This is a genomic window from Belnapia sp., assembly GCF_059504005.1.
On the sequence record NZ_JCACHU010000166.1, the window covers coordinates 177,894 to 199,221 of the forward strand.

General features: G+C 72.4%; 28 protein-coding genes. 14 read left to right on the plus strand and 14 right to left on the minus strand.

Going from position 1 to position 21,328, the window contains the following annotated elements; all coding sequences use genetic code 11:
• Nucleotides 1-62 precede the first annotated feature (62 nt).
• The 9 genes from AC5JJ1_RS26400 (at nucleotide 63) to hpxZ (ending at nucleotide 7,467) form a co-directional block, all read left to right on the plus strand.
• A complete protein-coding gene (locus AC5JJ1_RS26400) occupies nucleotides 63-377 on the plus strand; it encodes a hypothetical protein (RefSeq protein WP_495788101.1) in 315 nt (104 codons plus the stop codon).
• Nucleotides 374-832: an acyl-CoA thioesterase gene (locus AC5JJ1_RS26405; protein WP_495788102.1), complete on the plus strand. Its 459-nt coding sequence runs from the start codon at nucleotides 374-376 to the stop codon at nucleotides 830-832. The genes AC5JJ1_RS26400 and AC5JJ1_RS26405 overlap by 4 nt, the downstream gene beginning before the upstream one ends.
• Complete coding sequence (locus tag AC5JJ1_RS26410; protein ID WP_495788103.1) at nucleotides 832-1,809, plus strand: D-2-hydroxyacid dehydrogenase family protein; 978 nt, start codon at nucleotides 832-834, stop codon at nucleotides 1,807-1,809. The genes AC5JJ1_RS26405 and AC5JJ1_RS26410 overlap by 1 nt, the downstream gene beginning before the upstream one ends.
• 118 nt (nucleotides 1,810-1,927) lie before the next feature.
• The gene (locus tag AC5JJ1_RS26415; protein ID WP_495788104.1) at nucleotides 1,928-2,875 is read left to right on the plus strand and encodes an ABC transporter substrate-binding protein; all 948 of its coding nucleotides are present in this window, start codon (nucleotides 1,928-1,930) and stop codon (nucleotides 2,873-2,875) included.
• Nucleotides 2,872-3,669, plus strand: coding sequence for an ABC transporter permease (locus AC5JJ1_RS26420; RefSeq protein WP_495788105.1), 798 nt, complete (start codon nucleotides 2,872-2,874; stop codon nucleotides 3,667-3,669). The genes AC5JJ1_RS26415 and AC5JJ1_RS26420 overlap by 4 nt, the downstream gene beginning before the upstream one ends.
• The gene (locus tag AC5JJ1_RS26425; protein WP_495788106.1) at nucleotides 3,662-4,456 is read left to right on the plus strand and encodes an ABC transporter ATP-binding protein; all 795 of its coding nucleotides are present in this window, start codon (nucleotides 3,662-3,664) and stop codon (nucleotides 4,454-4,456) included. The genes AC5JJ1_RS26420 and AC5JJ1_RS26425 overlap by 8 nt, the downstream gene beginning before the upstream one ends.
• A gap of 13 nt (nucleotides 4,457-4,469) precedes the next feature.
• Complete coding sequence (locus AC5JJ1_RS26430) at nucleotides 4,470-5,312, plus strand: alpha/beta hydrolase (protein WP_495788107.1); 843 nt, start codon at nucleotides 4,470-4,472, stop codon at nucleotides 5,310-5,312.
• Nucleotides 5,312-7,090 (plus strand): allophanate hydrolase, encoded by a 1,779-nt coding sequence (gene atzF / locus AC5JJ1_RS26435; RefSeq protein ID WP_495788108.1) that lies wholly within the window; start codon nucleotides 5,312-5,314, stop codon nucleotides 7,088-7,090. The genes AC5JJ1_RS26430 and atzF overlap by 1 nt, the downstream gene beginning before the upstream one ends.
• Nucleotides 7,090-7,467 carry an oxalurate catabolism protein HpxZ gene (hpxZ, locus tag AC5JJ1_RS26440; protein ID WP_495788109.1) on the plus strand — a complete coding sequence of 126 codons (378 nt, stop codon included), beginning with the start codon at nucleotides 7,090-7,092 and terminating at the stop codon, nucleotides 7,465-7,467. The genes atzF and hpxZ overlap by 1 nt, the downstream gene beginning before the upstream one ends.
• A gap of 3 nt (nucleotides 7,468-7,470) precedes the next feature.
• Here hpxZ and AC5JJ1_RS26445 read toward each other — a convergent pair whose 3' ends face one another.
• Together AC5JJ1_RS26445 and AC5JJ1_RS26450 are read right to left on the minus strand one after the other, a co-directional pair.
• Nucleotides 7,471-8,259, minus strand: coding sequence for a cyclase family protein (locus tag AC5JJ1_RS26445; protein WP_495788110.1), 789 nt, complete (start codon nucleotides 8,257-8,259; stop codon nucleotides 7,471-7,473).
• An 11-nt stretch (nucleotides 8,260-8,270) separates the two neighbouring features.
• Complete coding sequence (locus AC5JJ1_RS26450; protein ID WP_495788111.1) at nucleotides 8,271-9,056, minus strand: SDR family NAD(P)-dependent oxidoreductase; 786 nt, start codon at nucleotides 9,054-9,056, stop codon at nucleotides 8,271-8,273.
• 69 nt (nucleotides 9,057-9,125) lie between these two features.
• Here AC5JJ1_RS26450 and AC5JJ1_RS26455 point away from each other — a divergent pair, with 69 nt between their 5' ends.
• Complete coding sequence (locus AC5JJ1_RS26455) at nucleotides 9,126-9,449, plus strand: 2Fe-2S iron-sulfur cluster-binding protein (protein ID WP_495788112.1); 324 nt, start codon at nucleotides 9,126-9,128, stop codon at nucleotides 9,447-9,449.
• Nucleotides 9,450-9,453: 4 nt separating this feature from the next.
• On the plus strand, nucleotides 9,454-10,005 hold the full coding sequence (locus AC5JJ1_RS26460; protein ID WP_495788113.1) for an NUDIX domain-containing protein: 552 nt from the start codon (nucleotides 9,454-9,456) through the stop codon (nucleotides 10,003-10,005).
• On the opposite strand, the gene AC5JJ1_RS26465 is transcribed toward AC5JJ1_RS26460, so the two are convergent.
• The 3 genes from AC5JJ1_RS26465 to AC5JJ1_RS26475 are packed head-to-tail and all read right to left on the minus strand — an operon-like array spanning nucleotide 10,002 to nucleotide 12,129.
• The gene (locus tag AC5JJ1_RS26465) at nucleotides 10,002-11,315 is read right to left on the minus strand and encodes a GDSL-type esterase/lipase family protein (RefSeq protein WP_495788114.1); all 1,314 of its coding nucleotides are present in this window, start codon (nucleotides 11,313-11,315) and stop codon (nucleotides 10,002-10,004) included. The genes AC5JJ1_RS26460 and AC5JJ1_RS26465 overlap by 4 nt on opposite strands.
• Nucleotides 11,316-11,370: 55 nt before the next feature.
• The gene (locus AC5JJ1_RS26470) at nucleotides 11,371-11,862 is read right to left on the minus strand and encodes a cupin domain-containing protein (protein WP_495788115.1); all 492 of its coding nucleotides are present in this window, start codon (nucleotides 11,860-11,862) and stop codon (nucleotides 11,371-11,373) included.
• Between the two features lie 54 nt (nucleotides 11,863-11,916).
• Nucleotides 11,917-12,129 (minus strand): hypothetical protein, encoded by a 213-nt coding sequence (locus AC5JJ1_RS26475; RefSeq protein ID WP_495788116.1) that lies wholly within the window; start codon nucleotides 12,127-12,129, stop codon nucleotides 11,917-11,919.
• Nucleotides 12,130-12,307: 178 nt separating this feature from the next.
• Between AC5JJ1_RS26475 and AC5JJ1_RS26480 the strand changes: the two genes are divergently transcribed.
• Nucleotides 12,308-13,084 (plus strand): helix-turn-helix domain-containing protein, encoded by a 777-nt coding sequence (locus AC5JJ1_RS26480; RefSeq protein WP_495788117.1) that lies wholly within the window; start codon nucleotides 12,308-12,310, stop codon nucleotides 13,082-13,084.
• Nucleotide 13,085: 1 nt separating this feature from the next.
• On the opposite strand, the gene AC5JJ1_RS26485 is transcribed toward AC5JJ1_RS26480, so the two are convergent.
• The gene (locus AC5JJ1_RS26485; RefSeq protein WP_495788118.1) at nucleotides 13,086-13,898 is read right to left on the minus strand and encodes a squalene/phytoene synthase family protein; all 813 of its coding nucleotides are present in this window, start codon (nucleotides 13,896-13,898) and stop codon (nucleotides 13,086-13,088) included.
• Nucleotides 13,899-14,007: 109 nt separating this feature from the next.
• Between AC5JJ1_RS26485 and AC5JJ1_RS26490 the strand changes: the two genes are divergently transcribed.
• Nucleotides 14,008-14,646 (plus strand): superoxide dismutase, encoded by a 639-nt coding sequence (locus tag AC5JJ1_RS26490; protein ID WP_495788119.1) that lies wholly within the window; start codon nucleotides 14,008-14,010, stop codon nucleotides 14,644-14,646.
• Nucleotides 14,647-14,667: 21 nt separating this feature from the next.
• Here the strand turns inward: AC5JJ1_RS26490 and AC5JJ1_RS26495 are convergent, their stop codons facing one another.
• The 3 genes from AC5JJ1_RS26495 to yajC form a co-directional block, all read right to left on the minus strand.
• Nucleotides 14,668-15,264 carry an isochorismatase family protein gene (locus AC5JJ1_RS26495; protein WP_495788120.1) on the minus strand — a complete coding sequence of 199 codons (597 nt, stop codon included), beginning with the start codon at nucleotides 15,262-15,264 and terminating at the stop codon, nucleotides 14,668-14,670.
• 77 nt (nucleotides 15,265-15,341) lie between these two features.
• Entirely contained in the window at nucleotides 15,342-15,764 is a 423-nt protein-coding gene (locus tag AC5JJ1_RS26500) for a hypothetical protein (RefSeq protein ID WP_495788121.1), read from the minus strand.
• The gene (gene yajC, locus AC5JJ1_RS26505) at nucleotides 15,761-16,090 is read right to left on the minus strand and encodes a preprotein translocase subunit YajC (RefSeq protein WP_495788122.1); all 330 of its coding nucleotides are present in this window, start codon (nucleotides 16,088-16,090) and stop codon (nucleotides 15,761-15,763) included. The genes AC5JJ1_RS26500 and yajC overlap by 4 nt, the downstream gene beginning before the upstream one ends.
• Before the next feature lie 113 nt (nucleotides 16,091-16,203).
• On the opposite strand from yajC, the gene AC5JJ1_RS26510 reads away from it, so the two are divergent.
• Complete coding sequence (locus AC5JJ1_RS26510; RefSeq protein ID WP_495788123.1) at nucleotides 16,204-17,049, plus strand: ATP-binding protein; 846 nt, start codon at nucleotides 16,204-16,206, stop codon at nucleotides 17,047-17,049.
• Between the two features lie 9 nt (nucleotides 17,050-17,058).
• Here AC5JJ1_RS26510 and serS read toward each other — a convergent pair whose 3' ends face one another.
• From serS to scpB, 5 genes are all read right to left on the minus strand, one after another.
• Nucleotides 17,059-18,327 carry a serine--tRNA ligase gene (serS, locus tag AC5JJ1_RS26515; RefSeq protein WP_495788124.1) on the minus strand — a complete coding sequence of 423 codons (1,269 nt, stop codon included), beginning with the start codon at nucleotides 18,325-18,327 and terminating at the stop codon, nucleotides 17,059-17,061.
• A 3-nt stretch (nucleotides 18,328-18,330) separates the two neighbouring features.
• The gene (gene tatC, locus AC5JJ1_RS26520) at nucleotides 18,331-19,122 is read right to left on the minus strand and encodes a twin-arginine translocase subunit TatC (RefSeq protein ID WP_495788125.1); all 792 of its coding nucleotides are present in this window, start codon (nucleotides 19,120-19,122) and stop codon (nucleotides 18,331-18,333) included.
• 12 nt (nucleotides 19,123-19,134) lie between these two features.
• Entirely contained in the window at nucleotides 19,135-19,647 is a 513-nt protein-coding gene (tatB, locus tag AC5JJ1_RS26525; protein ID WP_495788126.1) for a Sec-independent protein translocase protein TatB, read from the minus strand.
• A 66-nt stretch (nucleotides 19,648-19,713) separates the two neighbouring features.
• Nucleotides 19,714-20,754 carry an ABC transporter ATP-binding protein gene (locus AC5JJ1_RS26530; RefSeq protein ID WP_495788127.1) on the minus strand — a complete coding sequence of 347 codons (1,041 nt, stop codon included), beginning with the start codon at nucleotides 20,752-20,754 and terminating at the stop codon, nucleotides 19,714-19,716.
• Nucleotides 20,751-21,311: an SMC-Scp complex subunit ScpB gene (gene scpB / locus AC5JJ1_RS26535; protein ID WP_495788128.1), complete on the minus strand. Its 561-nt coding sequence runs from the start codon at nucleotides 21,309-21,311 to the stop codon at nucleotides 20,751-20,753. The genes AC5JJ1_RS26530 and scpB overlap by 4 nt, the downstream gene beginning before the upstream one ends.
• Between the last annotated feature and the right edge of the window lie 17 nt (nucleotides 21,312-21,328).

Consider the following 21,328-nt stretch of genomic DNA (forward strand, 5'->3'; position numbering starts at 1 on the left):
CGCGCCGGATTGGCGCGATGCATGGCCCGGCCCTAGTGTTTCGCCCAGCCATGGAGCCCGGCATGCAGCCCCAGACCCTGATCGAGCCGTTGCGGGCGCTGTTCCATGCGCCCCTCCACCTTGCCGAAGCGGAAGGGTTCTCCGGGCGGGAGGGCATCGCGCGGCGGATGGCGGCGGGCAGCACGGATGCGGCGGCGGCCGCAAGGCGCCTCGCGGATGTGCCGGAGGCGAACCGGCTCCGGGCCGTGGCGCCGGGCTTTCCGCACGATGCATTCGGCCGGCTGGGGGCGGCGATGCCGGCCCCGGGTGCCATCGGCCATGGGCCGCCATTCGAGGATTGCCTCGACGAGGCCATCGTCGCGGATGCGCCGGCATGAGCCGCCCCGCCATCGGCATGCGGGCCGACTACCGTTGGTTCACCGCCATCCCGACCCGCTGGATGGACAACGACGTCTATGGCCATGTGAACAACGTCACCTATTACAGCTGGGTCGACACGGCGGTCGCGCAGTTCCTGATCGAGCAAGGCGTGCTCGACCTGGCGACGAGTCCGGAGGTCGGGCTGGTGGTGGAGACGGGGTGCCGGTACTTCGCGCCGATCGCCTTCCCCGATTCCGTCACCTGCGGCCTGCGGTGCGGGCGGCTCGGCACCAGTTCCATCCGCTACGAGGTCGGGATCTTCCGCAATGCCGAGGAGCGGGCGAGCGCCGAGGCGCATTTCGTCCATGTCTATGTGGCGCGGGCCGACCAGGGGCGCAGCACCCCCCTCCCCGCCCGGCTGCGCGAGGCAGCGACGCGGGTGCTGATGCCCAAGAATGACGGAGACGCCTGATGCCCGGACTGAGCCGCCTCGCCATCCTCGACGACTACCAGGGCGTGGCCCTGACCCGCGGACCCTGGGACCGGCTGCCCGACAGCCTCACCATCGAGGTGTTCCGGGATACCGTCACCGATCCGGAGGCGCTGGCGGCGAGGCTTGCCCCGTTCGATGCCATCCTCATCATGCGGGAGCGGACGCCCTTTCCGAGGGCGCTGCTGGAGCGGCTGCCGAATCTCCGGCTGCTGATCACCACCGGGGCGCGGAACCGGAGCATCGACCTGGAGGCCGCGGCGGAGCGGCGCGTGACCGTCTGCGGAACGCCTGGCTTCGGGCATCCGACCGTCGACCTGACCTGGGGGCTGATCCTCTCCCTCATGCGCCGGATCCCGGAGCAGCAGGCCTCGCTGCGCGCGGGCGGCTGGCAGATCGCGCCGGGCGGGAGCGTGGGCTCCACCCTGGAAGGCAAGGTGCTTGGGGTGGTGGGGCTCGGCAATCTCGGCAGCCGGGTCGCCCGGGTCGGGCAGGCCTTCGGGATGGAGGTCATGGCCTGGAGCCAGAACCTCACCGCCGAGCGCGCCGAGGCGGCGGGGGCGCGGCTGGTCGAGAAGGCGCGCCTGATGGAGGAAGCCGACGTGGTGAGCCTGCACCTCATCCTCTCCGAGCGGTCGCGGGGGATCATAGGCGCGGAGGAGCTCGGGCGGATGAAGCGCTCGGCCTTCATCGTCAACACCAGCCGGGGGCCGCTGATCGACCAGGAGGCGCTGGTCGCGGCGCTGACCGAGGGGCGCATCGCCGGGGCGGGCATCGACGTCTTCGACCGGGAGCCGCTGCCGCCCGGGCATCCGCTGCTGGCGGCGCCGAACACGGTGCTGACGCCCCATCTCGGCTATGTCACCGAGGAGAATTACGCGCAGTACTTCCTCGGCGCAGTGGAGGCAGTCGAGGCCTTCCTGGCGGGGCGGCCGATCCGGGAGTTGCGCGCCGGATGAGCGGGATGGCGCTTTTGGCGCCATGGCGCGTGAGCGCGGGAGGCTCAAGGAGACGCGCGGAGGCGGCATGGGCGTTGCATGGGCGGACGAAACTCACCCGTCCCGGAGGATCGCTCCCATGGTTATCGCCCGCCGCGCGCTGCTTGGCGCCGCCTCTGCCGCCCTCGCAGCGCCCGCGCTGCATGCGCAGGGCGTCACGGTGAGGATGGGCGCGCTGCGGCTGATCCATTCTATCGCCCCCTTCCTGTACGAGCGCTTCCAGCCGGCGGGCATGCGGATCGAGGTGATCCCCTTCGAGAGCCCGACCGAGGGCAAGAATGCGGTCGTCACCCGGTCGGTCGATTTCGGCGCCTTCGGCATCGCGGCCGGCATCCTCGGTGCCGCGGCGCGGGAGCCGGTGACGGTGATCGGCTCCTGCTGCGACCGCGGCATGGCGGTGGTGGCGAAGAAGGAGTCGGGGATCGACAAGCTCGCCGATCTGCGCGGCAAGCGCATCGGCATCTGGCCGGGCTCGACGCAGGAGGTCTTCATCCTCGAGCGGCTGCGGATGGAGGGGATGACGATCCGCGATGTGCAGTCGGTGCGGGTCTCCTTCTCCGAGATGCCGATCGCGCTGGCCCGCGGCGATGTCGATGCCTATGTCGGGGCGGAGCCGGGGCCGGGCGTGTCCGTCGCCTCGGGCATCGGGAAGATCGTCGAGTACCCGTATTCGACGCCGATGGGCTCGCTGAACATGATCTTCGCCACGCATCCCGAGACCGTCGCGCAGAAGCCGGAGCTGGTGCGGGCGATGCTCAAGGTGCACCGGCAGGCGAGCGAGTTCGGCATGGCGAACCGCGACGCCACCATCGAGACCGCCATCGCCAGGCTCGGCATGCGGCGGGACGCGCTGGAGGTCAGCCTGCCGAATGTCGAGCTGAACTGGCAGATGACGCCGGAGATGCTGGCGCGGTCCCGGACCTACGCCGAGCAGATGCTGAGCCTCAAGCAGATCCGCGCGCTGCCGGATTTCGCCACCTTTTTCGATGCCAGGTTCTCCGACGATTTGGCGAAGCAGTCGGCATGACGGCGCTGGCGGGGCGCGCCGCCTCGCGCCAGGCGCTGCTGGCGGTGGCGGCGCCGGCGATCGGCCTGCTCGCCTGGCACATGGCGACGAGCGGGCCGGGCTATCACCTGATCCCACCCCCCTGGGACGTCGCGGTGCAATGGTGGGACCTTGCCTTCGGCGGCGTCTGGGACGACCTCTATTCGGCGACACTCTGGACCCATGCGATGGCGAGCCTAGGCCGGGTCTATGGCGGCTTCGTCCTTGCCGCGCTGGTCGCGCTGCCGATGGGGATGCTGATCGGGCGGATCGCCGTGGTGCGGGACCTGCTGGACCCCTCGCTGCAGATCCTGCGGCCGATCCCGGTGACGGCCTGGCTGCCGCTCGCCATGATCGTCTTCGGCATCGGGCCGCGGAGCGCCTTCTTCCTTGTCTTCCTCGGCGCCTTCTACCCGGTCCTGCTCAACACGGTTTTCGGCGTGAGGAGCGTCGAGGGGCGGCTGTTCGAGGCGGCGGCGATGCTCGGCGTCGGCCGGCAGGCAGTGTTCTGGAAGGTGGTGCTGCCGGCCTCCCTGCCCTCCATCTTCACCGGGCTCCGCCTCGGGCTCGGCTTCGCCTGGGTGGTGATCGTCGTCGGCGAGATGACGGGGGTGCAGACCGGGCTCGGCGCCATCATCATGGAGGCGCGGCAGCTCTCCCGGACGGAGATCGTTATCTCGGGGATGGTGACGATCGGGGTGCTCGGCTTCCTCTCCGACCGGGGCGTGCAGTTGCTCGGGCAGCGGCTGCTGCGCTGGAGTCCGCAGCATGGATGACGTCCTGGCGAGGCCGAAGGCGGCGGTGGGGACGGTGCTGCCGATCCTCGACATTCGCGGGGTCGACAAGCGCTTCGCCTTCGGGACCGAGACGGTCACCGCGCTGTTGGATGCGACGCTGCGCATCGGGAAGGGCGAGTTCGTCTGCCTGATCGGGCCGTCGGGTTGCGGCAAGTCGACCCTGCTGCGGCTGATCGCGGGGTTCGAGACGGCGAGCAGCGGCTCGCTGCTGATGTGGGGCAAGCCGATCGGCGGGCCGGGGCCGGACCGGGGGATGGTGTTCCAGGATTACGGGCTGTTCCCCTGGCTCACCGTGAGCCAGAACATCGCCTTCGGGCCCGTCGCCCGCGGGCGGCCGAAGGCGGAGGCGGCGGCAACCGCACGGCGCTTCGTTGGCATGGTCGGGCTGGAGCGCTTCGCGGATGCCTATCCGCACCAGCTCTCGGGCGGGATGAAGCAGCGGGTCGCCATCGCCCGCGTGCTCGCCAACGATGCCGAGGTGGTGCTGATGGACGAGCCCTTCGGCGCGCTGGACGCGATGACGCGCGAGCGCCTGCAGGAGGAGCTGCTGGAGATCTGGGCCAGGGCGCGGCTCAGCATCATCTTCGTCACCCATGCGATCGAGGAGGCGATCCTGCTCGCCGACCGGGTGGTGGTGATGTCGCCCGGTCCGGGCCGGATCATTGCCGATGAGCGCATCGCCCTGCCGCGGCCGCGCGACCCGACGGGGGTGGAGTTCAACGCGCTCCGGCGGCATCTTTCGGGGCTGCTCGGCAGCCACTACTAGGGGAAGCCCGCCCATGGCCCATGATCCGCTGCGGTCCTTCTGGGCCGGCGCCAGCCCGGCGGAGCGCAGCGCCGCCTACGACAACAGCGGCGCGGTGACGGACAGCCCCGCGCTGATCGCGGCGCGCAACGCCGAGGCTGCGCCCTTCCGGGCGGCGCGGGCCGGGCATCTCGACCTGCGCTACGGCACGGGGGAGCGGGCCGCCTGGGACCTCTTTCCGGCGAAGGACCCGGCGGCCCCCTGCCTCGTCTTCATCCATGGCGGCTACTGGCAGCGGAACCGCAGGGAAGATTTCTGCGCCTTCATGGCAGGCGCCTTGGAGCGCGGCTGGTCCGCCGCCCTGCCGGGCTACACCCTGGCGCCGGAGGCCTCGCTGACGCAAATCGTGGCTGAGATCCGGGCCGCACTCGACTGGCTCGCCGTGCATGGGCGCGAGCACGGGATAGCCGGGAAGGTGGTGCTCTCCGGCTGGTCGGCGGGCGGGCACCTGACGGCGATGGCGCTCGGCCACCCGCTGGTGGCGGCGGGGCTCGCCATCTCCGGGATCTTCGAGCTGGCGCCGATTCGCGATACCGACCTCAACGAGAAGCTGTCGCTGACCGAGGCGGAGCTGGCGGCGCTGTCGCCGATGCGGCTGCCGGTGGTGCGGAAGCCCCTCGCCATCGCCTATGGCACCGGGGAGCTGCCGGAGCTCCGGCGGCAGTCCCGCGACTTCCACGCGCGGCGGGCCGAGGCGCATGCGCCGGGGGCGCTGATCCCGGTGAGCGGGGCGGACCACTTCCGCATCCTCGAGACGTTGAAGGCAGCGGATGGTGAGCTGCTGCGGGCGGCAGACGAGCTCCTGAGGTTCGGCTGATGGTGCCCGCCGCCTTCACCGTCGCCGCGCTCCGCGAATTCCATGCGGCGGGCGGCAGCCCGGTGGCGGTCGCGGAGGCGGCGCTCGGGCGGATCGCGGATTGGGACGATCCGGCGCTCTTCCTGGCGCGGGTGCCGGATGAGGCGGTGCTGGCGCGGGCCCGGGCGCTGGCGGCGGAAGGGCCGCAGGGAAAGCCGCTGTTCGACCTGCCCTTCGTGGTGAAGGACAACATCGACTGCGCCGGCCTGCCGACGACCGCGGCCTGCGCGGATTTCGCCTACCGGCCGGCGGCGGATGCGCCGGCGGTCGCCAGGCTGCTGGCGGCGGGGGCGGTGCTGCTGGGCAAGGCCAATCTCGACCAGTTCGCCACTGGGCTGAACGGCACGCGCAGCCCGCATGGCACGCCGCGCAACCCGGTGGCGCGGGGCTGCATCCCGGGCGGCTCCTCCTCCGGCTCGGCGGCGGCGGTGGCGGCGGGGATCGCGGCCTTCTCGCTGGGCACGGATACGGCCGGGTCGGGGCGGGTGCCGGCCATGGCCTGCAACATCGTCGGGCTGAAGCCGAGCCTCGGGCTGGTGCCGACCTTGGGCGTCGTGCCGGCCTGCCGGTCGCTTGACTGCGTCTCGGTCTTCGCCCTGACAGTCGCTGATGCCTGCGCGGTGCTGGAGGTCATGGCCGGGCCGGCGGAGGGGGACCGTTACGGGCGGGCGGCGCCGGCACATTGGCGGGCGGCGCCGGCGGTGCAGCCCGCCTGGCGGCTGGCGGCGCCGCTCGCCGGGCAGCTCGTCCTCGACACGGCGGATGACGCGGCGCTCTACGAGGCGGCGCTGGCGCGGCTGGGCCCGGTGCGGCGGGTGGACATTGCGCCCTTCCTCGATGTCGCGCGGCGGCTCTATGACGGGGCCTGGGTGGCGGAGCGGACGGCAGCGCTGCGGAGTTTCCTCGCCGCGCGGCCGGGCAGCGTGCATCCGGTGACGCGGGGCATCCTGGAGGCGGGGTTCGGCAAGCTCACCCTCGATGCCTGGGAGGATTTCCATGCCGCGGCCGAGGCGCGGCGGCTGGCGCGGCTGCTCATCGAGGGCGTCGATGCGCTGGTGCTGCCGACGGCGCCGGGGGTGCCGAGCCTCGCCGACCTCGCCGCCGAGCCGGTGGCGGCGAACAGCCGGCTCGGGACCTACACCAACTTCGTCAATATCTGCGACCTGGCCGCACTCGCCGTCCCGGCGGGGTTCCGCGGCGATGGCCGGCCCTTCGGCGTGACGCTGGTGGGGCCGGCCTTCAGCGAGGCGCCGCTGGCGGGGCTGGGCGCGGTGATGCATGCCAGAGCGGGCCTCGGCCTCGGGGCGCTCGGCGGGGCGGTTCCGGAGGCGCCCGAGCCCCCTGCCCTCGCCGCCACGGAGCTGCCGCTGCTGGCGATCGGGGCGCATATGGCGGGGCTGCCGCTCAACCCGCAGATCCTGCGGCTTGGCGGGCGGTTCCTCGGCGAGGCGCGGACGGCGCCCGTCTACCGGCTGCACGACCTCGGCGGGCGGCCGGGGATGGTGCGGGCCGGCGAGGGCGGCGTCGCCGTCGCCGGGGAGGTCTGGGCGCTGCCCGCCGCGGCGGTCGGGCCCTTCCTCGCCGAGATCCCGCCGCCGCTCGGCTTCGGCCGGGTGGAGATGGCGGACGGGTCGCGGCCGCTCGGCTTCCTCTGCGAGGCGGCGGGCGCCGCCGGCATGCCGGACATCTCGGCGACGGGCGGCTGGCGGGCCTATCTGGCAATGAGGGAGGGTGCGTGATGCAGGTCGATCTGCCGGAAGTGCTGGCCGAGGTCCACGCGGCCTTCGCCGAGTACGAGCGGGCGCTGGTCTCGAACGACGTGCCGGTGCTGCAGGCGCTGTTCCGCCGCGACCCTCGGACGCTGCGCTACGGGCCGGCGGAGTGCCTCTACGGGTGGGAGGCGATCGCGGCCTTCCGCAGCGCGCGCTCGCCGCAGGGGCTGGCCCGCGAGCTTGAGAACACCGTCATCACCACCTATGGCCGCGATTTCGCCGTTGCCAATACGGAATTCCTGAGGGCGGGGAGGCGCGGGCGGCAGAGCCAGACCTGGGTGCGCTTCCCCGACGAGGGCTGGCGGATCGTCGCCGCCCATGTGTCGCTGATGGGCGAGGCCTGAGCCTCACTCCTCGACGATGGCGACGGCACGCGTCCAGCCGGCCGAGCCGCGATGCACCTTCACCGGGAAGCAGACGACCTGGAAGCCGTCCGCGGGCAGGCTTTCGAGGTTGTGCAGCTTCTCGAGATGCGAGTAGCCGATCTCGCGTCCGGCTCGGTGGCCCTCCCAGATCAGCGAGGCATCGCCGCCCTCGGCGATCTTCCGCCGCGTATGGCTGAAGGGCGCATCCCAGGACCAGGCATCGGTGCCGACCAGGCGGATGCCGCGCTCGAGCAGCCAGAGGGTCGCGGCCTTGCCCATGCCGCAGCCGCGGTCGATGTAGTCGTCCTCGCCGTAGCGCGTGCCGGCGGCGGTGTTGACGACGACGATCTCGAGCGGCCTCAGCTCATGGCCGATGCGCTTTAGCTCGGCCTCGACGTCGCCGGGCTGGACGACGTAGCCGTCCTCCATGTGGCGGAAGTCGAGCTTCACGCCGAGGTTGTGGCACCATTCCAGCGGCACCTCGTCGATGCGCCAGGAGGGCTCGCCGCCCGGGACCAGGCGCTCGTTCATGCGGGAGAAGTAGTGGTAGGGCGCGTCGAGATGCGTGCCGTTATGGGTGCTGATCTCGACCCGCTCGACGGCGGCATACTCGCCATTGGGCAGGGCGGAGACGGGCACGCCCATATAGGCCGCCATGCGCGGGGCGGACATGTGGTGGTCGACATAGTCGATCTTCGGCAGCATTTCCGGCGGGTCGGAGCGAATGCCGGCCTTGAGGGGGACGGAGATGTCGATGAAGCGGCGGGGCATGGTGGTCCTCCCTAGAAAAGCGAGTAGCCGCCGTCGATGACGAAGCTGTCGCCGGTGTGGAAGGCGCTGGCGGCGCTCATCAGGTAGACGCCGATGCCGCCGAAATCCTCCCCCGTGCCCCAGCGGCGCATCGGCACGCGGGGCAGCACATTGCCGGCGAATTTCGGGTCGGCGACGGAGCGGGCGGTCATCTCCGTCTCGATCCAGCCGGGGAGGATGGCATGGGCGCGGATGCCGTGGCGGGCATGCTCGACGGCCAGTGCCCGGATCATCGAGACCATGCCGCCCTTGGAGGCGCCGTAATGCTCGTTGCGGGCCGCGCCCTCGATGGCGGCGAGCGATGCGGTGCCGACCAGCACGCCGCCCTTGTCGCCCACCTCGGCCCGGGCGCGCATGTGGCGGGCAGCCGCGCGGAAGGTCAGGAAGGCGCCGGTGAGGTTCACGCGCAGCACGCGGTCCCACTGCTCCTTCGTCCGCTCGACGAAGGGGCCTGAGCGGCCGCCGGAGATGCCGGCATTGGCGAAGCAGCCATCGACGCGGCTGAGCTGTGCCAGCGTCTCGGCGAAGGCGGCCTCGACCTCGGCCTCCTCACCCACGTCGCAGCGCAGCGCCAGGACGCGGCGGCCGGTGGCGGCGAGGCGGGCGCGGGCGGTCTCGTTCTTCGCCTCGTTGGTGCCCCAGATGGCGATGTCGGCGCCGGCCTGGGCGAGTGCCTCCGCCAGCCCGAGGCCGATCCCGCCATTGCCGCCGGTGACGAGCGCCACCTTGCCTGTGAGGTCGAAGGGCGCGTAGGCCATGCTGGTTCCTCCCCGGGACTGGGCTGGCAGGGTGCACCCTCCGCCGGGGAGCGCCAAGGAGGGCCCTCGATGCCGCAGATCACCTTCCTCCTGCCCGACGGGCGCGCCGAGACGCTGGAGGCGGGGGATGCGCCGACGGTGATGCATCTGGCGATCCGCCACGACCTGTCGGGGATGCCCGCGGAATGCGGCGGGCAGCTCGCCTGCGCGACCTGCATGGTGGATGTGGCGGAGGAGTGGCGCGGGCGTCTGCCGGAGGCCTCGCCCGACGAGCGGGACATGATCGAGGACACGATCGGCCGCGTGCCGGAGGGGCGGCGGCTCTGCTGCCAGATCGCGGTGACGCCGGCGCTCGAAGGGCTGGTCGTCCGCATCCCCGAGCGGCAGGGCTGAGGCGATGGCCGACCAGCCGGAGATCGTCACGCTCGGGACCAGGCTGGTCTACGAGAACCGCTGGATGCGGGTGCGGGAGGACGCCATCCGCCGCCCGGATGGCTCGGAGGGCATCTACGGCGTCGTGGAAAAGGCCGATTTCGTCGCCATCCTGGCCCGCGAGGCGGATGGCGCGGTGCATCTGGTGGAGCAGTACCGCTACCCGATCGGGCGCCGGGTCTGGGAGCTGCCGCAGGGCGCCTGGGAGCAGATGCCGGGCGCCGACCCCGCGGAGGTGGCGCGGGGCGAGCTGCGGGAGGAGACCGGGCTGGCCGCGGCGCGGGTGACCTATGCCGGGCATTTCTTTCAGGGCTACGGCTACTCGACCCAGGGCTGCCATGTCTTCCTCGCCGAAGGCTTGAGCCGGGGCGAGGCGGCGCTGGAGGCGGAGGAGCAGGGGCTGGTGACGCGCTGCGTCCCGGCCGCGGAGTTCGAGCGGATGCTCCGCGAGGGCGAGGTCGCCGATTCGACGACGCTCGCCGTTGTGGCGCTGTTGCAGGCGAAGGGGCTGGCCTAGCGCAGGCCCGGCAACAAGGCGGCGAGGTCGATGCTGTTCGCCATCGCCAAGTAGCCGGCGCGGTTGGGGTGGAGGCGGTCGCCGGGGCCGCCCGTGGTGCTCTCCGGCACCATCTCCGGGCGGATGCCGCCGGTCGCCGGGTCGAGCGTCGCGGCGTCGAAGTCGATGACGGCGTCGAACAACCCGCCCTGCCGGATGAAGTCGTTGAGGGCGCGGCGCTTCGCGTCCTGCTCGCGGAAGCCATGGGGCTGGCCCTCGCCGCTCAGGGCGGAGGTCAGCGTCGCGCCGATCACCCGCACGCCCGGCAGGCCGGCGCGGAGGCGGGCGACGGTGTCGCGCATCGCGGCCTCGACCGTCTCGACGCTCGCATTGCCGTTGCGGCTGAAGTCGTTGATTCCCTCCAGCCAGATCACCGTGGTGACGCCGGAGAGGGAGAGCACGTCGCGCTCCAGCCGCTGGCCCGCGGCGGGGCCGCCGGGGAAGGGCCGCTGCGGCGAGTACTCGGCGGGGCCGGCGACCTGGTTGCCGCCGATGCCGGCATTCACCACGGCGACGCGGTTGCCGAAGCGGGCGAGGAGGCGGCGGCCGAGCACGTCCGGCCAGCGGTCGTCGCCGTTGAGGGTGGAGGCGGTGCCGTCGGTGATGCTGTCGCCGAGGCAGAGCACGACCGGCGTGCCGGCCGGCGCGCGGACATCGAGCGCGTCGAGGAAGAACCAGCTCGTCGTGCTGAAGGGGAAGGCCCCCTCGCCCTCCTCATGGCCGAGCGAGCCCGTGCCTGGGGGCGTGGCGTAGGAGGTCTGCAGCGCCTTGGCGTGCCAGGTCATCGGCCCGCTCTCGCCGGCGACATGCAGGCTGACGGCGAGCTTCCGGCCCTGCATGGTCCCGGCCCCGGTCTCCGGGACGAAAGCGAGGGTGACGGGATCGCTCCAGGCGCTCTGGCCGGGCGGCAGGGTGAGCGATTCGCGCCCACCGAAGCGGACGGGCTGGTTGCTGCCGGGCGCCAGCGCTGCGCCGCCGAGCTGGAGGCCAATATGGACGCCGTCCAGGGTCAGCGGCCGGGTGCCGAAGGCGTTGGAGAAGCGGAGGCGCACCTCCCTCCCCCAGAGGCTCGGGCGGAGGACCAGGCGGAGGGTCTGGTCGCTCGCCCCACGCGCCGGGTCGGGAAAGGCGAAGCGCTGGTCGGGCTGGGCGGAGGGGTTGCCGGTGGGGTACGGGCCTTGGACGGAGGCGGCCCAGCTCGTCGCCCAGCCTTGCGCGCCGGCGGGCATGGCAAGGCTCATGGCGACGAGCAGCGCGGCGACGAGGCGCATCCGGAACCCTCCAGGCATCCGCGGCAGTCTGCGGGGCGGGCCGGGGTGCGTCCAGTCACGCGGGCAGGCGGCCGAAGACGGTCTCCGCCTCGATCTGGGCGACGTTCTCCGGGCGGGGGAAGGGCGCGGGCGGCGGCTCGCCCTCGGCGCGCGGGCGGCCGATGCGGGCGAAGAAGGTCTCGAGCCCGCCGGGGAGGATCAGCCAGACCAGGGTGAGAGGCCCTGCCCCCGTATTGTGGAAGCCGTGGGGCAGGTTGCGGGGCAGGAAGAGGCAGGTGCCGGGGCGCATCGGATGGGCGGCGCCGGCGATGCGCGCCTCGCCCTCGCCCTCCTGCACGAGGATCACCTCCTCATGCGCGTCGTGCAGGTGCTCGCGGATGTGGCAGCCGGGGTCGACCGTCTGCGTGCCCATGGCGAAGGGGGTCTCGGCCCCGGTCGCGGCCGGGTCGAGCAGGCAGCGGACGAAGCCGTTGGCGGGGACGGGCTGCCAGAAGCTCGGGCCCTCACCGGGCTGGCGGATGACGAGGCGCGGGGCGGGCTTGGACATGGCAGGGTTCCTCCCCTGCCATGATCCCGGGACCGGGGCCGGGCGTCCAGCGGCTCAGCGCCAGCCGCGGTAGTAGCCCCCGCCATAGCCGCCGCCGTAATAGCCGCGGTTGTAGTAGCCGCCGCCATAGGCGTAGCGGGGCGGGCCGCCATAGCCATAGCCGTAGCCATAGGGACGGTAGCTGTAGCCGCCGGTATAGGCGACGCAGCCGCCGAGGCTGGCGGTGAGGGTGAGCAGGGCCAGGATCTTCATCAGCTTGCGGGGCATGGCGACCTCCTCGGAGGAGCGGCGGTGGGACAGCGGGCTTCCGTCTGCGGGAGATGAAAAACCCGGGCAATGACCCGAGCGCGGCGACGGGGTGCCGGTTTCGGGGCAGCACGGCCTTGTTTCCGCCTTACCTCGGAGGTCATGGCGGCGCGGCAGGGGGGCCGGTAGCCTCAGCGTCATGGAGACGCAGCGGAATTTCGGACTGATCCTGAAGGAATGGCGGCGGGCGCGGCGGCGGAGCCAGCTCGACCTCGCCCTCGATGCCGAGATCTCGGCGCGGCATCTGAGCTTCATCGAGACCGGGCGGGCGCGGCCCAGCCGGGAGATGGTGCTGCGGCTGGCCGAGCAGCTCGACATGCCGCTGCGCGAGCGGAACCGGATACTGCTGGCGGCGGGCTTCGCGCCGGTCTTCCCCGAGCGGAGCTACGAGGACGCCGCGCTCGGCCCGGTGCGGGCGATGGTAGAGCGGGTGCTGGCGGGGCATGCGCCCTTCCCCGCCGTCGCCATCGACCGGCACTGGACCCTGCTGGCGGCGAATGCGGCGGTCGGGCCGCTGCTCGCCGGCTGCGACGCGGCGCTGCTAAAGCCGCCCGTCAACGTGCTGCGGCTCAGCCTGCACGAGCGCGGGCTGGCGCCGCGCATCGCCAACCTGCCGGAATGGCGGGCGCATCTGCTGGCGCGGCTGCGGCGGCAGCTGACGGAGACGGCGGACCCGGTGCTGGCGGCGCTGCTGGAGGAGCTGATGGGCTATCCGGCGCCGAGCACCGACCGCCGGGCGGAGCAGTCGGCCGAGATCGCGGTGCCCTTCCAGCTGGCAACGGAGGCGGGGGTGCTGAGCTTCCTCAGCACGACCATGGTCTTCGGCACTCCGCGCGACATCCTGCTCTCGGAACTCGCGGTGGAGGCCTTCCTGCCAGCGGACGACGCCACCCTCGCGGCGCTCGGCGGGCGCTAGGTCAGGCGCGGCCGAGCAGGCCGGCGGCTGTGACGGCGAGGCGGTCCGCAAGGCCGCGGGTCGGCGGGATGGCCTCGCCGCGGGCGAGGCGGTGCAGGTCGCGGCGGGCGAGCACCAGCGGCAGGGCGGCGGCGATCGCGCCGCGCGGCGGGCGGGGGCGGAGGCTGCGGGCCTGGTGCAGGCCACGCCCCGCGAGGGTGGCGACGACCGGGGCGGCGCTGGCGGGGTCGGCGATGACGGCCTCGGCGACCAGGCCCTCGGCGGCCAGGGCTTCCATGGGGAGGAGGCACCGGCCCTGGCGCGCCAGGGCGGCGGTGCTGCGGAGGATGCCGGCCAGGCCGAAGGCCGCGCCCGCCTCCTGCAGCACGGCGAGCACCGAGCCCCCGGCGCCAAGCAGGCGGCCGGCGGCGACCGCGAAGCCGCCGGCGCTGGCGCGGAGATAGGCGGCGAAGGCGGCCTCGGTCGGGATGCCGCCCTCCTCCGCCTCGGCCTCGCGGGCATCGGCCATGGCGTTGAGATCGGCGGCATCGAGCAGGCCGGCGGTGATCGCAGAATGCAGCGGCCCGGCGACCTCGTGGCGGCGGGGCGGCCTGCCGGTCGCCGCCTCCTCCACCGCGTCGCGCCACCACTGCAGGCGGATCAGGGCGATCATCGGCGTGCGCGCGGCCTCGCGGGCGCGGGCGAGCTCGTGGTTGAAGGCGACCAGGGTGAAGAGCGCCTCGCGCCGCTCCGCCGGCGCGAAGAGCGCGCAGAGGAAGCGGTCCGGGTCATGCGCGCGGGCGAAGGCGCCCATGGGGGAGAGCGTGCTGGGCATCGCAGGCTTCATGCCCGCTTGCTTGACGGGCGGGAAGCCGCCGCCTAGCTCTCGCCCTAGCTCCCGGGCGTGCCGGGTGCCATAGCCCACACGAACGGGAGAGACCCCAATGGCCTTCAGCCTGCCGCCGCTGCCATACGACACCAGCGCGCTCGCCGCCCAGGGCATGTGCCAGGAGACGCTCGAGCTGCACCATGGCAAGCACCACAATGCCTATGTGACCGCGCTGAACGGCCTGATCGAGAGCAAGGGCCTGGCCGGCAAGTCGCTCGAGGACATCGTCGCCGAGGCGGGCAAGGCCGGGGCTGACGGGCTGCCGGTGCTCAACCAGGCGGGACAGCACTGGAACCACATCCTGTTCTGGCAGGTGATGTCGCCGAAGGGCGGCGGGGACAAGCTGCCGGGCACGCTCGCCGCGAAGATCGACCAGGACCTCGGCGGCTTCGCGCAGTTCAAGGAGGCGTTCAAGCAGGCCGGCGTCACGCAGTTCGGCTCCGGCTGGGCCTGGCTGATCGTCGGCGCCGACGGCAAGCTGAAGGTGACCAAGACGCCGAACGGCGCGAACCCGGTCTCGACCGGCGAGGGCACGCCCATCCTCGGCGTCGACGTGTGGGAGCACGCCTACTATCTCGACTTCCGCAACGTGCGGCCGAACTACCTCGACAACTTCCTCAACAAGCTTGTCGATTGGGAAGTGGTCGAGACGCTGCTGAGGAATGGCGGCCTGAAGTCCGGCCAGTCGGCCTGAGGCTGCGGAAGGGGCCCGGTCTCAGCGCAAGGCTGAGACCGGCACCACCACGGCGAAGCGATCCGCCAGCTCGGCAAGCGCGACGTGGTGGATCTCGGCGCCGCTGAGGGCGGGGCCGCCCATCGGGTCCGGCAGGGCCCGCGTCGCCGCGGCATCGGCCGCGATCGTCACCCGATAGCCGAGATCGAGCGCCGCGCGGGCGGTGCTGCTGATGCACATATGCGTCTGGAAGCCGGCGAGGACGAGCTCGCGGCGGCCGATGCCGGACAGCGCCTCGGCGAGGCCGGTCTGCGCGAAGGCGTTGGGCAGCGGCTTCTCGATCACCCTCTCGGCATCCCGCGGCGCGGCCTCGGCGACGATCGCGCCGCCTTCCGCCTCGCGGTCGAAGAGGCTGCCGGGGCGGCCCTTATGGGCGACATGGATGATCGGCGTGCCCGCGGCGCGGGCGGCCTGAAGGAGCGCGGCGAGGCGCTCGAGCGCGGGCTCGATCCCCTCCAGCGGAAGCTTGCCGGTGCGGTACTCGCCCTGGGCGTCGACCACGACGAGGACGGCATCGGCGAGCGGCGGTGGGGCCAGCGGGGCGCCGGCCATCTGCAGCAGGGTCTTCGGGTCGGACATCGGCGGCTCCTCGATTGTTGGGGAATCATGCCAAGATGGGGTCGGCCGCACCCCTGCCGAGGGCACGGGGCGGTCCCCTAGTCGGCGAAGACCGGAGGGCGGGCAAGGTCGGGGGCGAAGCGGCCGAAGGGCACGGCCAGCCCCTCGGGCCAGCGGGACTGGCGGGAGGGGGCGAGGTAGACCGGCTTGCCATCGATGAGCAGCAGGAGGAAGAGCTGCTCGGCCCGCCAGTCGAAGGCGAGGAAGAGGCCGCGCTCGCCCTCCCTGCCCCAGCCGACGAGCCAACGTCCGGCAACCAGGGCGACCGGGGGCCCGAGCAGGCGCAGGCCCTCGTAGACCGATTGCTGGCGGCCGCGGGCGGCGCCGCGCAGCGGCAGCGAGACGGCCGGCTCGGCGGCGAGCTGCACCAGCGTGCCGCCTTCGGCGCGCCGGGCCTCCGGCTCGGCCGCGAGTGCCGGGGCGGGCAGCAGCAGCGCCGCCAGCGCCCGGCGCCGGATCACGCCTTGGTCTCGGCCCCGATCGGCTTCAGCACGTCGCCGATGGTCTGGCGCAGCACGCTGACGCGGACATTGGGGGCGATCTCCACCTCCACCTCGTCCACGCCCTCCTTCACGGTGACCACCTTGGCGATGATGCCGCCGGCGGTCAGCACGCGGTCGCCGCGCTTGAGGGAGGCGAGCAGGGCGCGGTGCTCGCGCTGCTTCTTCTGCTGCGGACGGATCAGCAGGAAGTAAAAGACGCCGAAGATGAGCAGCAGCGGCGCGATCTGCGTGATGAGCGCGGCGGCGCCGCCGGCGTCCTGGGCGTAGGCGGGGGAGATCAGCATCCCGGGCAATTTCCTTGTTGGGCCGGCTTGCCGTATGCGGCGGGCGCAAACTAGCTTTCGCCCCCCGCCCGTCAAGCCTCCCCCGTACTGGTCCCTTGTAACTGGAATGCCGCATGGATACCGCCCTGCTGACCCGCATCGCCGAGGCGCTGGAGCGCTTGGCGCCGCCGCCGCCGCCCGCGCCCTCGCTGGAGGGGGCGGATGCCTTCGTCTGGCACCCGGAGCCGGTGGCGCGTCTGTCGCCGGTGCCGAAGGTGGCACGCGTCGAGATCGGGCTGCTGCAGGGGGTGGACCGGCAGAAGGGCATTCTGCTCGAGAACACGCTGCGCTTCGCCCGAGGCGTCCCGGCCAACAACGTGATGCTCTGGGGCGCGCGGGGGATGGGGAAGTCCTCTCTCGTCAAGGCCGCCCATGCCGCGGCGCTGGCCGAGCGGGCAGGCAGCCTGGCGCTGATCGAGATCCAGCGGGAGGACATCCGCAGCCTGCCGGCGCTGCTGAACATCCTCCGCGCGCAGCCGCGGCGTTGCCTCGTCTTCTGCGACGACCTCTCCTTCGAGCGGGAGGATGCCGACTACAAGGCGCTGAAGAGCGTGCTCGATGGCGGGATCGAGGGGCGGCCGGCCAATGTGCTGTTCTACGCCACCAGCAACCGGCGCCACCTGATGTCGCGCGACATGATCGAGAATGAGCGCAGCACCGCCATCAACCCGGGCGAGGCGGTAGAGGAGAAGGTCTCGCTCAGCGACCGCTTCGGGCTCTGGCTCGGCTTCCACAATTGCGACCAGCCGACCTACTTCGCCATGGTCGAGGGCTATGCGCGAGCCTTGGGGCTCGACCTCGAGGAGGCGGAGCTGCGGCGGCAGGCGAATGAATGGTCCGTCACCCGCGGGGCGCGTTCGGGGCGGGTGGCCTGGCAGTTCATCCAGGACCTGGCAGGACGGATGGGGGTGCCGGCCTGACCGTCCGGGTCAGGCGATCCGCTCCAGCCCGCCCATCCAGGGGCGCAGGATGTCGGGCACCTTGATGCTGCCATCCTCCTGCTGGTGCGTCTCCATCACCGCGATGAGGGCGCGGCCGACGGCGACGCCGCTGCCGTTCAGCGTGTGCAGGAAGACATTGGGCTTCTTCCCCTCTGGGCCCTCTGCGGGCCTCATCCGGGCATTCATCCGCCGCGCCTGGAAGTCGCGGCAGTTGGAGCAGGAGGAGATCTCCCGCCAGGCCCCCTGCCCCGGCAGCCAGACCTCGAGGTCGTAGGTCTTGGCCGCGCCGAAGCCGGTATCGCCGGCGCAGAGCACCACCCGGCGCCAGGTGAGGCCGAGCTCGGTCAGCACCCGCTCGGCGCAGCCCGTCATCCGCTCCTGCTCCGCCGCGCTGTCCTCGGGGTGGGTGACGGAGACCAGCTCGACCTTGTGGAATTGGTGCTGGCGCAGCATGCCGCGCGTGTCGCGCCCGGCGCTGCCGGCCTCCGAGCGGAAGCTCGGCGACAGGGCGGTGTAGCGGAGGGGCAGCGCCGCCTCGGGGACGATCTCGTCGCGGACCAGGTTGGTCAGCGGCACCTCGGCGGTCGGGATGAGGTAGCGGCCATCTGTCGTCTTGAAGAGGTCTTCCTCGAATTTCGGCAGCTGGCCGGTGCCGTACATGGTGGCGGCGTTGACCAGATAGGGCACCGCCGTCTCGGTATAGCCATGCTCGGTCGTGTGGAGCGTCAGCATCCACTGGCCGAGGGCGCGCTCCAGCCGGGCCAGCGCCCCGCGGAGGACGGTGAAGCGGGCGCCGGCGAGCTTGCCGGCGGCGGCGAAATCCATCAGCCCGAGCGCCTCGCCCAGCTCGAAATGCTGCTTCGGGGCGAAGTTCGGCCGCGGCGGCTCGCCATGCTGGTGGAGCACGACGTTGTCGGCCTCGTCGCGGCCGTCGGGAACGTCGCCATCGAGGATGTTGGGCAGCGTGGCGAGACGGTCGTCGATCTCGAAGCGCTGGGTCTCGAAGGCCTCGAGGAACTGGCGGAGGTCGCGGGCCTCGTCCTCGAGCGCCGCCGTATCCTCGCCCTTGCGCTTGAGCATGCCGATCTGCTTGGCCAGCTCGTTGCGGCGGGTCAGCGCCTCCTGCTGGCGCGTCACCTGCTCGCGGCGGGCGGCGTCGAGCGCGAGGAGCTCGGCGCTGACCGGGGCGAGGCCCCGGCGGGCCATGGCGGCGTCGAACCCTGCCGGGTCGGCGCGGAGGGCGCGGATGTCATGCATGGGTCAGGTCTTCGTCCCGCCATCCCTCTTCCGCCCCATCCAGGTCGCGGCGAGGATCGAGATCTCGTAGAGGGCGATCATCGGCACGGCGAGGCCGATCTGGCTGATGACGTCGGGCGGCGTGATCACTGCGGCGAAGATGAACATGCCAACGATGGCATAGCGGCGCCCCTTCTTCAGCGTCTCCACGCTGAGGATGCCGACGCGGCAAAGCAGCGTCAGCAGCACCGGCAGCTGGAAGGCGATGCCGAAGGCGAGGATCATCTGCATGACCAGCGAGAGGTATTCGCTGACCTTGGCCTCGAGCTGGATCGGCAGCGCGCCCTCGCCCGGCGGCGTCTCGAAGGTGATGAAGAAGCGCCAGGCGAGCGGGAAGATGAAGTAGTAGGCCAGCGCCGAGCCCAGGACGAAGAGGAAGGGCGAGGCGACGAGGAAGGGCGTGATCGCCCGCTTCTCGCTGCGATAGAGGCCGGGCGCGACGAAGAGCCAGAGCTGCGTCGCCCACATCGGGAAGCTGAAGAACACCGCGCCGAAGAAGGCGACCTTCAAGTAGGTGAAGAAGGCCTCGTAGAGGGCGGTGAAGATCATCCGCCGCTCGCCATGGCCCTGCGCCTGCAGGATGTCGGCCAGCGGCCGGGCCAGGAAGCCGTAGATCTGGGCGGAGAAGTAGTAGCAGACGGCGAAGGCGATGGCGAAGGCGCCGACCGACCAGAGGAGCCGCGTGCGCAGCTCCATCAGGTGGTCGAGCAGCGGCATCGGCTTGTCGTCGATGGAATCGTCCGGGTCGCGCGGCACGGGTGCGGGTGCTCAGCTCTGTTGGGTCGGTTGGGCCGGGGCCGGCCCGGCTGGCGGCACGAAGGCGGGCGGGGCCGGTGGCGCGGCCTCCGCGGCGGGCTTCGGCACGGCGCCGGGCGGGATGAAGGCCGGGGCGGCGGGGCGTTCCGGCTCGGGCGCGGGCGGGGCCGGCGGGCCGAAGCTCTCCGGCTCGGGCGCGGCGGCCGGGGCGGCGGGCGGCGTGTAGTTCGGCTTCAGCGGATCCTCGGTGAAGGTCCGGCGGATGGAGCCGTCCTTGTCCACCGCCCGGGTGAGCTCGTCGCGGACGTTGAAGCGGCGGATCTCGTTGATGGATTGCCGCACTTCGTCGAGATTGGCCTCGCGCACCAGCTCGTCGGCCTGGCCCTGGAATTCGCTGGCCATGCGGCGCAGCTTGGCGATGCCGCGGGCGACGCCGCGGATGGCCTCCGGCAGGTCCTTCGGGCCGATGACGACGAGCGCCACCACGCCGATCAGGGCAATCTCGGACCAGGCTAGATCGAACATCGTGTCTCCGGCCGCGCCTCGTCGCGCGGGCCGCCTCCGTTAGCAGGATAGACCGCCTGCGCCAATCTAGGGAGCGGGGGCAGGAAATACGAAGGCGCGTTCGGGATCCAACGCGAGCTTCACCTCCTCTCCACGCCGGAGCGGCAGGCCGGGCGGCAGCCGCGCATGCAGGTGGAGCGTCCCGCCCGCCCCGTCCGGCAGGGCGAGATGGGCAAGGCTGGTGGCGCCGAGCAGGCGGCAGGCCTCGACGCGGGCCAGGGGGCCCTCGGCGGCGCCGAGGCGGAGGCCTTCGGGGCGCAGCAGCAGCTCGGCCGGCCCGTCGGGCAGGGTGGAGGGGAGCGGGCCGAGCGCGGTCTCGGCCCGGCCGGCGCGGATGCGGGCGGGCAGGCGGTTCACCTCGCCGAGGAAGGTGGCGACGAAGGGGCTGGCCGGGCGGAGATAGAGCTCCTCCGGCGTGCCGAGCTGGACCACCCTGCCCTCCTGCAGGAGCGCGATGCGGTCGGCAAGGAACATCGCCTCCTCCGCATCGTGGGTGACGATGAGGGCGGGGATGCCGGCGGATTGCAGGACATGCAGCGTGTCGTCCCGCACCTGCTCGCGGAGCCGGGCGTCGAGGCTGGCGAAGGCCTCGTCCAGCAGCAGGGCGTGCGGGCGGGGCGCGAGGGCCCGGGCCAGCGCGACCCGCTGCTGCTGGCCGCCCGAGAGGGTGTGGGGATAGGCATTGGCCAGCGCCTCCAGCCCGACCCGGGCCAGGGCCTCGGCCACCTGCCAGGCGCGCTCGCCGCGCGGGGCTGCGCCGAGGCCGAAGGCGACGTTGCCGGCGACTGTCAGATGGGGGAAGAGCGCATAGTCCTGGAAGACGAAGCCAATCCGCCGGGCTTCGGGCGGCAGCTCGCGGCCCGGCTCGGCCAGCGGGGTGCCGTCCAGCTCGATCCGGCCGGCCTGGAGCGGCTCAAGGCCGGCGACGAGGCGGAGCAGCGTGGTCTTGCCGTCGCCCGAAGGGCCGAGCAGGCAGAGGATCTCGCCGGCTGGGACCTCGAGGTCGATGCCGCGCAGGATCTCCCGCGCCCCATAGGCGTGGCGGATGCCGCTGAGGCGGAGGCTCATGCCGAGAGCGGGGAGGCCGGCTCGCTCACCAACTCCTCGCGGCGCGGCAGGTCGGTCAGCGCCTTCAGGCCGAACTGCTCGAGGAAGCGGGACGTGGTGCCCCAGAGGCTCGGGCGGCCGGGGACTTCCTTGCGGCCGCGCGGGGCGATGAGGCCCACCTCCAGCAGGGCTTCGAGGGTCGACTGGGAGAGGGAGGCGCCGCGGATCTCCTCGATCTCGGCCCGCGTGACCGGCTGGTGGTAGGCGATGATGGCCAGCGTCTCCATCGCCACCCGCGGCAGGCGGCGGGGGACCTCGACCACCTTGGTGATGGCCGGCGCCAGCTCGGGCGCGGTGCGGAAGGCGACGCCGCCGGCGACCTCGACCAGCTCCACCGGCCGGCCGGCCGTCGTCGCCATCAGCGAGGTAATGACGGCGCGCGGGTCGATGCCGGCGGGCAGGGCTTGCGCCAGCCTCGTGGGCGCGATCGGCCGGTCGCTGGCGAAGATCAGCGCCTCGGCGATGCGGAGGGCATGGGCGAAGAGCGCCGGGTCCGCCTCGGCGGCGGGTTCGGCCATGGGCTCGGCCAAGGGCT